12 protein-coding genes are annotated in these 11,951 nt (G+C 32.2%); 7 read left to right on the top strand and 5 right to left on the bottom strand.

What is annotated here, in order from left to right:
• Nucleotides 1-76: 76 nt before the first annotated feature.
• Both IQ05_RS14325 and IQ05_RS14320 read right to left on the bottom strand, forming a co-directional pair.
• Nucleotides 77-940: a hydroxymethylglutaryl-CoA lyase gene (locus tag IQ05_RS14325; protein WP_144894089.1), complete on the bottom strand. Its 864-nt coding sequence runs from the start codon at nucleotides 938-940 to the stop codon at nucleotides 77-79.
• Between the two features lie 152 nt (nucleotides 941-1,092).
• Nucleotides 1,093-2,121 (bottom strand): quinone-dependent dihydroorotate dehydrogenase, encoded by a 1,029-nt coding sequence (locus IQ05_RS14320; protein WP_144894087.1) that lies wholly within the window; start codon nucleotides 2,119-2,121, stop codon nucleotides 1,093-1,095.
• Between the two features lie 282 nt (nucleotides 2,122-2,403).
• On the opposite strand from IQ05_RS14320, the gene IQ05_RS14315 reads away from it, so the two are divergent.
• The 3 genes from IQ05_RS14315 (at nucleotide 2,404) to IQ05_RS14305 (ending at nucleotide 5,022) form a co-directional block, all read left to right on the top strand.
• The gene (locus tag IQ05_RS14315; RefSeq protein WP_144894085.1) at nucleotides 2,404-2,931 is read left to right on the top strand and encodes a hypothetical protein; all 528 of its coding nucleotides are present in this window, start codon (nucleotides 2,404-2,406) and stop codon (nucleotides 2,929-2,931) included.
• A gap of 145 nt (nucleotides 2,932-3,076) precedes the next feature.
• Nucleotides 3,077-4,315, top strand: a complete 1,239-nt coding sequence (pepT, locus tag IQ05_RS14310; RefSeq protein ID WP_144894083.1) for a peptidase T — start codon at nucleotides 3,077-3,079, stop codon at nucleotides 4,313-4,315.
• Between the two features lie 239 nt (nucleotides 4,316-4,554).
• Nucleotides 4,555-5,022, top strand: coding sequence for a hypothetical protein (locus IQ05_RS14305; protein WP_144894082.1), 468 nt, complete (start codon nucleotides 4,555-4,557; stop codon nucleotides 5,020-5,022).
• A gap of 72 nt (nucleotides 5,023-5,094) precedes the next feature.
• Here the strand turns inward: IQ05_RS14305 and yajC are convergent, their stop codons facing one another.
• From yajC to IQ05_RS14290, 3 genes are all read right to left on the bottom strand, one after another.
• Nucleotides 5,095-5,367, bottom strand: coding sequence for a preprotein translocase subunit YajC (gene yajC, locus IQ05_RS14300; protein ID WP_144894080.1), 273 nt, complete (start codon nucleotides 5,365-5,367; stop codon nucleotides 5,095-5,097).
• Nucleotides 5,368-5,387: 20 nt separating this feature from the next.
• The gene (gene nusB / locus IQ05_RS14295; RefSeq protein WP_144894078.1) at nucleotides 5,388-6,299 is read right to left on the bottom strand and encodes a transcription antitermination factor NusB; all 912 of its coding nucleotides are present in this window, start codon (nucleotides 6,297-6,299) and stop codon (nucleotides 5,388-5,390) included.
• A gap of 184 nt (nucleotides 6,300-6,483) precedes the next feature.
• The gene (locus IQ05_RS14290; RefSeq protein ID WP_144894075.1) at nucleotides 6,484-7,590 is read right to left on the bottom strand and encodes a Glu/Leu/Phe/Val family dehydrogenase; all 1,107 of its coding nucleotides are present in this window, start codon (nucleotides 7,588-7,590) and stop codon (nucleotides 6,484-6,486) included.
• 202 nt (nucleotides 7,591-7,792) lie between these two features.
• On the opposite strand from IQ05_RS14290, the gene IQ05_RS14285 reads away from it, so the two are divergent.
• The 4 genes from IQ05_RS14285 to IQ05_RS14270 all read left to right on the top strand — a co-directional run bounded on the left by IQ05_RS14285 (nucleotide 7,793) and on the right by IQ05_RS14270 (nucleotide 11,951).
• Nucleotides 7,793-9,553 carry an ABC transporter ATP-binding protein gene (locus tag IQ05_RS14285; protein ID WP_144894073.1) on the top strand — a complete coding sequence of 587 codons (1,761 nt, stop codon included), beginning with the start codon at nucleotides 7,793-7,795 and terminating at the stop codon, nucleotides 9,551-9,553.
• Nucleotides 9,554-9,624: 71 nt separating this feature from the next.
• Nucleotides 9,625-10,005 (top strand): PUR family DNA/RNA-binding protein, encoded by a 381-nt coding sequence (locus tag IQ05_RS14280; protein ID WP_144894139.1) that lies wholly within the window; start codon nucleotides 9,625-9,627, stop codon nucleotides 10,003-10,005.
• A 107-nt stretch (nucleotides 10,006-10,112) separates the two neighbouring features.
• On the top strand, nucleotides 10,113-10,925 hold the full coding sequence (locus IQ05_RS14275; RefSeq protein WP_144894070.1) for a sulfurtransferase: 813 nt from the start codon (nucleotides 10,113-10,115) through the stop codon (nucleotides 10,923-10,925).
• A gap of 105 nt (nucleotides 10,926-11,030) precedes the next feature.
• Nucleotides 11,031-11,951: a hypothetical protein gene (locus IQ05_RS14270; RefSeq protein ID WP_144894068.1), complete on the top strand. Its 921-nt coding sequence runs from the start codon at nucleotides 11,031-11,033 to the stop codon at nucleotides 11,949-11,951.

The following is an 11,951-nucleotide window of genomic DNA, read 5'->3' as shown; positions in this document are numbered from 1 at the left end:
CATACTTTTTATTAAAAAAACGAAATTAAATTAACTCTAGTATGTAGTTTCAACAAACAACCATACAATTGCTTTTTTAATGAAATTCTCCAAATAATTTTGATGCCTCATTGTAGGCACTTTCAAAACTCATGGGACTCATGCCTGCATATTCTTTTTTTGCTGTAAAATAAGAGAGTAATTTTTCTGTAGGCATGTTTCCTGTTAGATTATCGGTTGCCATAGGACAACCTCCAAATCCTTGTATAGCACCATCAAATCGCCTGCAACCCGCAAGATAAGCAGCATCAATTTTTTCAAACCATTTATCAGGAGTAGTATGCAAATGAGCTCCGAACTCAATAGTAGGATATTGCGGAATTAAATTTGAAAATAAATACGATATAACATCTGGGTTTGAACTTCCTACTGTGTCTGAAAGGGATAAAATTTTAACTCCCATTGCGGCTAATTTTTGAGTCCATTCACCCACAATATTCACATCCCATGGATCACCGTATGGATTCCCAAAACCCATTGATAAATAAGCAACTACCTCTTTATTTGATTTATCAGCAATTTCAAGAATTTCTTGTAAAGTCACTAGAGATTCAGCAATGGTTTTGTGTGTATTCCGCATCTGAAAATTTTCGGAAATAGAAAAAGGAAAACCTAGATACTGTATTGCCTCATGGGTAGCAGCCTGAGACGCTCCCTGAGTATTGGCAATTATTGCCAGTAATTTACTTTTTGTTTGTGACAAATCAAGTTGTTCTAATACTTGGGCTGTATCCTGCATTTGTGGAATTGCTTTTGGAGAAACAAAGCTTCCAAAATCAATACTGTCAAACCCCACTCTTAATAAAGATTGAATATAAGCTACCTTTCTGGCTGTGGGAATAAATGGTTTTATGCCTTGCATGGCATCGCGCGGGCATTCTATAATTTTTATTGGCTCCATATAAAGTCAAAGATACTAAAGTAATTGTTTTTACGAAATCGTTTTTTCTGTTTAACGCAAAATTTAAAAATTCCGAAAATTAGCAGTAATCAATCACATTTTTCTTAAATGACAAATACAAAAAAAGCTACGCTTGTGGGCTTTTTTTTTCGTTAGGATTTTGACTTTCTTTTTAGCAAGGCCTTGTTAATTGCTTTTACCAATGCTGGTCCTTCATAAATAAAACCCGTGTATAACTGAATCAAACTAGCACCTGCATCTAGTTTTTCAAGAGCATCGGCAGCGGAGTGAATACCCCCTACACCTATTATTGGAAAAGCTTTATTACTTTTTTCTGAAAGGAAACGAATAACTTCGGTAGAGCGTTTTGAAAGTGGTTTACCTGAAAGCCCACCCATTTCACCACGATTCTCAGATTGTAAACCTTCGCGAGAAATAGTGGTATTTGTTGCTATTACTCCCGCAATACAAGTTACACTTATAATATCTATAATGTCAAGCAATTGATCATCAGTTAAATCTGGAGCAATTTTAAGTAAAATTGGTTTTTGCTTTGGCTTAGCCAAATTCTTGTTCTGTAAGGTTTGCAACAACAGTGTTAACGGTTCTTTATCCTGAAGCGCTCTTAAATTAGGAGTATTAGGCGAACTTACATTGACAACAAAATAATCTACATAATCATACAAAGCATCAAAACATAATTCATAATCGAGCGCAGCATCTTCATTTGATGTAATTTTATTTTTACCAATATTTCCGCCAATTAAAACCTTATCATTACTTTTCAATCGATTAACGGCATCATGAACACCTCCATTATTAAAACCCATACGATTGATAATAGCACTATCCTCTTTTAAACGGAATAATCTTTTTTTAGGATTTCCCTCTTGCCCTTTAGGAGTTAGTGTTCCAATTTCGATAAAACCAAAACCAAAATTAGAGAGTTCTTTATACAACTTAGCGTCTTTATCAAAGCCTGCAGCAAGTCCCACGGGATTTTTAAATTTTAATCCAAAAACTTCTGTTTCTAATTTTGGATCGTCTACTAGATAAAGTGACCTAAACAAAAAAGGAAAACCCGGTACTTTAGATAAAAAACGAATGCAAGAAAAAGTAAAATAATGAACCTCTTCCGGATCAAACCAAAAAAGAATAGGGCGTAAAAGCAATTTATACATGATTGTGTTGTTGTGTCATGCAAAAATAGAACTATCCCAGCGATAAATAAATTTTTAGAAAAAAAATATAACGATGTTACTTGAATCATTGGTAATATAAAACAAAATAAAAGTCTTGAAAAGATAAAACGACAAACTTATTTCTCAACAAAAACATAAAATAAAAGCTCTATTTGTTAACTTTTAGTCTTATTTAACTTGTTATTTACTTAAAATGACATAATTTTAGCAAATTGAAAATATTCCTAACAAATGGATGAATAACAACTTAAATTAAAATCTATGAAAATTAAAATAATAACAACAGCAATATTGCTTTGCACTGTTCAAGTATTCTTTGCGCAAGATGTCAAAAAAGACACGCAATTACCAAACTCTAAATCCTCTGTAGAAGTTACTAAAAATGACAGCATAAAAAAAGCTACTCAAGCAGCAAATAAAGCTTTAAAAGCCGAAGAAAAAATGCTCAAAGAAAGACTGAAAAATGATAAAAAAGCACTTAACCAAGCCGAAGAAACAGAAAAAGAAAAACACAAAGCAGATAAAGAACAAAGGGATTTTGCTTTAAAACAAAGTAGGATACTTGCTGCTGAAAAGTCGGTTCAAAAAAGCAAAGAAAAGCTCGCTACTACCGAGAAAAAATTGCTAGATAACATGGAAAAATTCGAAAAGAAAAAAGACAATCGAAAACTAGATCCTACTCAAATAGAAAAAGAAAATATTAAAATTAGCAAGCAACAAATCAAAATCAACAATTTAAAAGAAGATGTTGCAAAAGCAGAAAAAAAATTGAGTAAAGTAAGAGATTAAACGTAAAACCACTTTCGAGTGGTTTTTTTTTGTGACAAAGTAATATTGCTAAAGCTATAATGCTCAAATAAAAATCAAAAAATGTTCTTAATGAGAATCAAAATCCATGTGGAAAAAATTATATTTGCATAAAACAAATTAAACCATGCAACATATCATTGACCGCTTCATCAGTTATGTTATAATTGATACAGAATCTGATGCCAACTCACCAACCACGCCAAGCACTCCAAAACAATGGGACTTAGCAAACAAACTGGTTGAAGAGCTAAAAAATATTGGAATGCAAGATGTGACTATTGATGACAAAGCATATATCATGGCCACGTTACCTAGCAATGTAGATCATGAAGTACCTACAATAGGTTTTATATCACACTTTGATACCTCACCAGATTTTTGTGGTGCCAATGTAAAACCGCAAATAGTTCCCAATTATGATGGTAAAGACATTGTGTTAAACGCTGAAAAAAACATCATTTTATCCCCAGATTATTTTAAAGACCTATTACAATATAAAGGGCAAACCTTAATAACAACCGATGGAACCACTTTATTAGGAGCCGATGACAAAGCCGGAATCACTGAAATTGTAACGGCAATGGAATTCTTAATCAACAATCCTGAAATCAAACACGGGAAAATCAGAGTTGGTTTTACACCAGATGAAGAAATAGGTCGTGGTGCTCATCATTTTGACGTTGAAGAATTTGGAGCAGCATGGGCATACACTATGGACGGAAGCCAAGTAGGCGAACTCGAATATGAGAATTTTAATGCGGCTGGAGCCAAAATAACTTTCAAAGGAAAAAGTGTTCATCCTGGATATGCCAAAGGAAAAATGATCAACTCCATGCTAATTGCCAATGATTTTATCAATCAATTACCATCTGATGAAACTCCTGAGCAAACAAAAGGCTATGAAGGTTTTTTTCATGTTCACCACCTTTCTGGAAATATCGAAGAAACAGTTTTAGAATTGATAATCAGAGATCATAACAAGAAAAAATTTGAGAAAAGAAAAGAACTCATTGAAAAAATAACCGCTAAAATCAATAAAAAATACGCTAGGCAATTTGGAGAGGATATTGTAATTACAGAAATAAAAGATCAGTATTACAATATGAAAGAAAAAGTATTGCCCGTAAAATACATTGTTGATATTGCCGAGCAAGCAATGAGAGAATTGAATATAAAACCATTGATCAAACCTATTCGAGGTGGAACTGATGGATCACAACTTTCATACAAAGGACTTCCATGTCCTAATATTTTTGCTGGAGGTCATAATTTTCATGGGAAATACGAATATGTACCAGTAGAAAGTATGCAAAAAGCTGTTGACGTAATTGTTAAAATAGCCGAATTGACAACAAAACTATAACGAAACATTTATTTCATAATTCAAAAGTCTCCATCTCTGATAGGAGACTTTTTTTTTGAATATAAATCAACAACAGAATGAATTGTGATCTGCAAACATATGCTTGTAAAAAAAAACTCCTAAAACAAAAGCTTAACATTGAGCAATGAATAAAATCACTACATTTACTAACGTAAAAATAACAATTTATTAATATTGTGATTTATTATAACATCAAACAACTATAAACTACTTTTTTTATGACATCACACGAAGAGGAAACAAACCTCACACCAGAATCTACACCTGAGACTACTAAACCCGTTAGAGCAAGACGCGCTCCTGCAGCAAAAAAAACAGCTACTTCTGTAGAGACTGAAGACACAACAGAAAACCCATCACTTGATACTGAAACTACTGATATTGAAACACCAGCATCAGAAGAAGAAGTTATCACTTCTTCAGTTGAGGAAGTATTGAATGACAAGGATAAAAAGGAAAAGAAAGACAAAAAAGAAAAGAATAAAAACAAAGTAAAAATGAAAGATAAAGAAAAGAAAAAAGTAGCAAAGGCGAATGCCAAAGAAAAAGCTAAAGCCAAAGCTAAAAAAGCAAAGAAAACTAAAAAAGACAAAGCCAAAAAAGCTAAAGTAAAAGCAAAACTGAAAGCAAAAAAAGCTAAAGCTAAATCAAAAAAAGCAAAAAAGAATAAAAAGAATAAAAAATAAATGCTCCTTGTGAAAATAAAAAAGTCCCAAATTAAAATCTAATTTGGGACTTTTTATTTGTGTTGTTTACTACTATTTTTTCACTAACGCTGCGCTCATTTCCATTGAAATTGCTGAACGCTCCATTTTTAATTTACCAGACATAGTCTCAATTACCACTGTAGTTTCTGCTAGTTCAGCAACTTTTCCGTGCAATCCACTTTTGGTAATGATTTTATCTCCCACTTTTAAGCTGCTTTCAAATGTCTTCTCATTTTTAGCTCTTTTTTGTTGTGGTCTAATCATAAAGAAATAGATAACAACAAACATTAAAATGAAAGGGGCAAACTGCTGTAATTGTTCCATGTTTTTTTTTATTTTTTTTATTACATCAAACCGCGACCGGCTTTGATAATTCTATTATTTGTATTCAATTCTTTTACTAGGTTATCTAGAATACCATTGATAAATATACTACTTTTTGGGGTAGAATATTCTTTGGCAATTTCAAGATATTCATTCAATGTTACTTTTACAGGAATAGATGGAAATTTTAGAAACTCACAAATTGCCATTTTCAAAATAATGGTATCAATTTCTGCTATTCTTTCACTGTCCCAATTAGGTGTTTTGTCAAGATATTCTTTTGCAAGATCTTTTTCGTTCAAAACTGTTTTACGAAACAACTCTTTTACATAATCTCTATCTTCATTATCCTTGTACAATTTTGGAACTCTAAAATTGTCATCTTCACCAGCCTTGATTGCTTTTAATTGCTTAATGATATGCGTGTTAACCAGTGGAATATCATCAACCCAAGTTAATTTATCATCTTCAAGGTAATCATACAGTTTTTCATTTGGAACGATCACTTGCATGAATAAGTCCACAATAAATTGTCGATCTTCTTCAAATGTGTTTATACCACTTTGCATGTAATCCAGATATAGCTTACTAGCTTTAATTTCGTTAAGTAGCAAAACAATATAATCATCATTTAATGACCAATTGTTAATTTTACGATCCTCAAGTGCTATGCTTAATGAATTATTATCAGAGAGGATTTGAAAAATTTTATTTTTAATAAATTTTTCGTTTGGATTACGTTCTTCTGGAGTAGCTAAATGTTTTAAGCTTGATTTATGCAAATAAACAGTTTCAGTCTTACAAATTTCAATCAATGAAGAGAGCATTATAAGGTACAAATCTTGGATACTATCTATACTATAATAAAGGAATTTTTCCTCTTTTTCCAAACTATCTGAACCGCTTTGATGCATTGCATAAATGGATTGCATGACCTTTACGCGTATGTGTCTTCTATTTACCACCTTGTAAGAACTTTAAATTTATTAGGGTGCAAAAATAAGGATTTCATTTTTTAAAATAAAATATATAATCGCTTATTTTGAAGTATTCAGCAATCAGTATTTAGTGATATCAAATAATGCATCACTAAATACTGGCAGCTGAGTATGAAAACTACTTTTTACTGTTCTCTAATTTTCTTTGATCAATTCTATTTTGTGCAATAGTAAGTGCCGCTTGATGTGTTGTACAATTATTGGCAATAGCATAATCAAATATTTCTAGCGTAGTGTTATAAATATTTTCGGTTTTACGCATGATTTCTGCTTTATCATAATGAGCTAACTCTGCATAAACGTTAATAATTCCACCTGCATTAATCAAGAAATCTGGAGCATACAAAATTCCTTTTTGTTGCAATAAAGCTCCATGAATGTTCTCATCTGCAAGCTGGTTGTTTGCTGCACCAGCAACAACTTTTGCTTTTAGTTTTGAAATAGTACTATCATTTAAAGTCGCACCCATAGCACATGGCGCGTAAATATCTACATCAGCAGTGTAAAGATCTTCACCTCTGTAAATTTCAGCATTATATTTTGCTCCTACTTCTACAAGTTTTTCTTCATTTATATCAGCAATAGTAACAATGGCTCCTTCTTTGGTTAAATAGTCTACCAATGTTTCTCCAACGTGTCCTATACCTTGAACTAATACTTTCTTACCACTTAATACATCGGTACCAAATTGTTGTTTAGCAGCCGCTTTCATTCCCAAATACACCCCGTAAGCCGTAACTGGAGATGGATTTCCAGCACCACCTCTAGATTCAGAAATTCCAGTAACATAAGGAGTTACATCTCTTACAATATCCATATCTGCCGTTTCCATTCCCACATCTTCTGCAGTAATATAACGTCCACTTAATGAATGTACAAACTCTCCAAATTTACGCATTAATGCAGGATTTTTTTGAGTCTTAGCATCACCTATAATAACTGCTTTACCACCACCTATATTTAGACCTGTTATAGCTGCTTTGTAGGTCATCCCGCGTGAAAGACGCAAAACATCATTTAGTGCTTCCCACTCATTAGCATAATTAAACATCCTTGTACCACCTAATGCGGGTCCCATTACCGAATTATGAATACCAATAATTGCTTTTAAACCCGTATCTTTGTCATTACAAAATACAATTTGCTCGTGATCATCAAATGATAATTGACCAAAAACAGGATCCATTTTTTGAAGTTCTTTTCCAGTTGTAAAATCTGCTTTCATTGTGTAAGTTTTAATAGTGAGACATTTATGAATTTGTCAAAAAGACTAGCCAAATCTACATAAAATTTAAATATGCAGTAACATTTCTGGAAAAAATCATTAATTTATCAATAACTTTCACTTGATAATCAGCAATATAATCTTGTAAAAAGTTAGCTAAACATTATAAAAAAGTTACAAAACACAGAATATCTCACTAAAAATGAAAGAATTACGTTATTTAAATAAATATTTCGTCAAATATAAATACAGCTTTTTATTAGGAATCGTATTTACAATTATCGCTCAAATATTCATGCTTTTTACCCCAAAGTTGATCAGTCAATCTTTTATGGTAATTGAGGCTTTCGCCAAAGATACATCAGTAGCTAAGTCCGCTATTAAAGACGAATTGATATCCAATATATTACTGATTATTGCAACTACAATAATAGCCGGTCTTTTGACCTTCTTGATGAGACAAACGCTAATTGTGATGTCCAGACACATCGAGTTTGATTTAAAAAATGAAGTATTCAGACAATACGAAAACTTAACTCAAAATTTTTACAAACAAAACCGTACAGGAGATTTAATGAACCGCATTAGCGAGGACGTTTCAAAAGTGCGTATGTATGTAGGACCCGCAGTGATGTATACTATAAACACAATAATTAGGTTTGCAATAGTAATTGTGTATATGTACAACGTGTCTCCTATATTGACTTTGTACACCTTATTACCGCTGCCTATTTTATCGTATGCTATCTTTAAATTGAGCTCTGAAATAAATTCGCGAAGCACTATTTTTCAACAGTATTTATCAAAAATTTCTAGTTTCTCACAAGAGATTTTCTCTGGAATTAGAGTGATCAAAGCCTACTCATTAGAGCAGCAGCACCAACAAAATATGGTAAATCTTGCCGAGGAAAGTAAAAGCAAAAGCTTAAATCTAGCCAAAGTACAATCGTTATTTGGACCCTTAATGATGGCTTTAATTGGTATAAGTAACTTGGTGGTGATTTATTTTGGTGGTCTCATGTACATCAACGGATCTATAAAAAGTATTGGAACCATTGCTGAATTCATCTTGTACGTTAATATGTTAACTTGGCCAGTTGCCTCACTGGGTTGGGTTTCATCTATGGTTCAAGAAGCAGAAGCTTCTCAAAAAAGACTTAATGAATTTCTTAAAATAGAACCCGAGATTAAAAACAACAATCCTAACAAATCTGTTATTGAAGGTAGTATTGCATTTCATAACGTGAGTTACACCTATGAAGACACCAATATTCAAGCTTTAAAAGATATTTCATTTACCGTTAAAAAAGGGGAAACATTGGCTATTTTAGGTAAAACGGGATCTGGTAAATCAACTATTTTATCGTTAATATCTCGTATGTATGATGTGTCTGGCGGTAAGGTAACCATAGATTCAGCTGAAATAAGTACATTAAACTTATTTGACCTTCGTAACAGCATCGGTATTGTTCCTCAGGATGCATTTTTATTCTCTGACAGTATTAAAAACAACATCAAGTTTGGTAAAGAAAACGCAACGGATCAAGAAGTACAAGCTGCCGCCAAAAGTGCCGTTGTTCATGACAATATCATGGGGTTCAACAAACAATATGAAACAGTACTTGGAGAACGCGGTATTACACTTTCTGGAGGACAAAAACAACGCGTATCTATTGCAAGAGCCATCATAAAAAATTCACCTATTTTATTATTTGACGATTGCTTGTCTGCTGTGGATACCGAAACCGAAGAGGCTATCTTGAACAATCTTAATGCTATTTGCAAAGACAAAACAACTATTATTGTTAGCCATAGAATATCATCAGCAAAGAATGCAGACAACATAATTATAATAGACAACGGACAAATTATTCAACAAGGTTCTCATAATCAATTGATAAATCAAGAAGGGTATTATGCCGACCTGCATTTAAAACAACTTTCAGAAAAAGAAATGATTTAATTGTTGGATAATACATATTTTTTATAGATTTTTGAGCGCTATTTAACAACGATAAATTGACTGAAAGGAATATGAGAGAACATGACATGTTAGAAAAAGAAGAAATATTTTCTAAAGTTTTAAGAGCTGGAAGAAGAACGTATTTCTTTGATGTGCGCGCTACTAAGGCTGATGATTACTACATCACCATTACCGAGAGTAAAAAATTTACAGAAGAAGATGGATCGTTTCATTTTAAAAAACATAAAATCTACTTGTACAAAGAGGATTTTACTGCTTTTGCAGAAATTCTTGACGAAATGACTTCTTATGTATTAAATCACAAAGGTGAAGAAGTAATATCTGAAAGACACCAAAAAGATTTCAAAAAAGAATATGCTTTAGAGAAACAAGACGATGATAGCTTACCACAAACATCAACATTTACAGATATAGATTTTGATGATATTTAATTTTTAGTTCCTTACTTACACCAAGAAAGTCCAAAAACTATCCGTTTTTGGACTTTTTTTTTACTTTATAATCCAGAAGTTTTATTTCTTTGTCAAAATGAAAAAAAATGACCTCAACAATAGTATCGGTAGAATGGCTTTACAAAAATCTTGATTTACCCAATCTAATAATCTTAGACGCTAGTCTTAAAGAAAATCAGGCTAAAACACTGTCTGATTTTGAAAATCTCAGAATACCAAACGCTCGATTTTTTGATTTAAAAACAGCATTCAGCGATCAAAATAATCCATTACCCAATTCCATACCAAGTCCAAGTCAATTTGAAGATGAGGCAAGAAAAATTGGCATTTCAAAAAACAGCATTCTGGTAGTGTATGACAACTTAGGAATTTACTCTAGCCCAAGAGCTTGGTGGATCTTTCAAGTTATGGGATTTACAAACATTGCTGTGCTTGACGGTGGCTTGCCACAATGGATTAAAGACAATTACCCTGTAGAGACCATTCCAGAAAATGAAATATATAATCTTGGTGATTTTAAAGTTGATTTTCAAAAAGAACTGGTAAAAACTAAACATCAAGTTGAAAGAAACATTATTGACCAAAAATATCTTATAGTTGACGCCCGTATTGAGAACCGTTATAATGGTATCGTAAAAGAGACCAGAGCTGGACTTCAAAGCGGACATATTCCAAAGGCGATAAACATTCCCTACACAAGTGTTCTTCAAAACAATACCTTTTTACAACCTGAGGAACTTAAAACCGTTCTAAAACCAAGCGCTAAGCCAATTATAGTTTACTGTGGATCCGGAGTTACCGCTTGCATAATCGTTTTAGCATATGCTTTGATTGAGAGTGACAATTGCTCTGTTTATGATGGATCTTGGGCTGAATGGGGTTTAAAAAAGAAAATATAGCAATTTTAAAGCAAATGGTTCAAACTACTTTAAACAAAGGTTAATTAATTGAAAATCAATATTTTTAAAATGTTAATTCAGTACTTTTAGTCCTTACTTAGTATTATGAAACAATATAACACTGTATTTCAATTTTTGTATCGCTTGCTCTTATCTGTTGAAACTAAAAAAAGAGCTGAAAAGTTTTTTGTTTCCATGGCCATTATTTTTTTCTTGGTACATCTTAGTATCATTGTCATTATTGACCTAGGCTGGATTGATACCCCAAAATATTCAAAGCTATTGAGTAATCCTATAGCCGCAATTTACACGCCATTTTCGTTTATTTTGATTTATGAGGTCTATCTTTTAATTTACTATTTACCAAAATCAACCACTATATACATTGGTAAACAATATGAAATCATTACGCTTATCATTATCAGACGCATCTTTAAAGATTTGACTAAACTGGACTTTAAAGACAACTGGTTTGACTCTGCTCCAAATGTAAATTTTACACTAGACATACTGGCTACCATAATGCTTTTCTTATTGCTTTTTTTCTTTTACAAATTGAGTAAGGAGAATGAGATCAACCAGTCTAAAATTCAAAAAACTACAGCAATTGCTTCGTTTATCAAATTAAAGAACATTTTTGCTATCATTCTAATTCCTGTCTTTTTAAGTTTATCCATTTACAGCTTGGGACATTGGATTTATGAAAATTTCTTTTCGATTGCAGAAATTGTAACTAAAATGAAAGACATTAATAAAATTTTCTTTGATGATTTTTTCACCATACTAATTTTAATAGAGGTACTTCTATTACTGTTTTCATTTTTCTTATCTGATAAATTTAGTAAAGTAATCCGCAATTCTGGTTTTATCATTTCAACGATATTGATAAAGCTTTCTTTTGGCACCGAAGGTTTTTTAAACACGATTCTAATAGTCTCGGCAGTATTATTTGGGGTAATTATATTAGCAATCCATAACAAGTATGAAACGCTTGATGCTAAGGCTCAAACTTCATTTGAAGAATAA

Origin of the sequence: Flavobacterium tiangeerense, from assembly GCF_007830355.1 — a bacterium.
In the GTDB taxonomy this organism is placed as follows: Bacteria; Bacteroidota; Bacteroidia; order Flavobacteriales; family Flavobacteriaceae; genus Flavobacterium; species Flavobacterium tiangeerense.
The sequence above is the reverse complement of the archived record's forward strand: the minus strand, read 5'-3'. Positions and strand labels throughout refer to the sequence as shown.